Genomic DNA, 221 nt, shown 5'->3' with positions numbered 1-221 from the left:
GCCAGAGAATACGACCCGACCCTGGGCAGTTTCATCTCGGCCGACCCGATACTGGATCCCGCCGACGCCCAGCAGATCGGCGGCTACAACTACGCGAACTACTCGCCGGTGAGCTTCGCCGACCCGTCAGGGCTGTACATCACCTCGAGCGACGGGTACAACGGTGAGCAGGTCAAGCGTGCACCGACCCAGAATCAGGACCCGAACCGGAAGTACCACTG

The 221-nt window shown here is 62.9% G+C and carries 1 protein-coding gene; it reads left to right on the top strand.

What is annotated here, in order from left to right; translation table 11 throughout:
• Positions 1-221: RHS repeat-associated core domain-containing protein (locus JFB92_RS24410; RefSeq protein WP_199044503.1), on the top strand; the 221-nt coding region annotated here is incomplete at both ends.

Source organism: Glycomyces salinus (assembly GCF_016428645.1).
GTDB lineage: Bacteria > Actinomycetota > Actinomycetes > Mycobacteriales > Micromonosporaceae > Glycomyces > Glycomyces salinus.
This window is presented reverse-complemented; position numbering and strand designations above follow the sequence as displayed.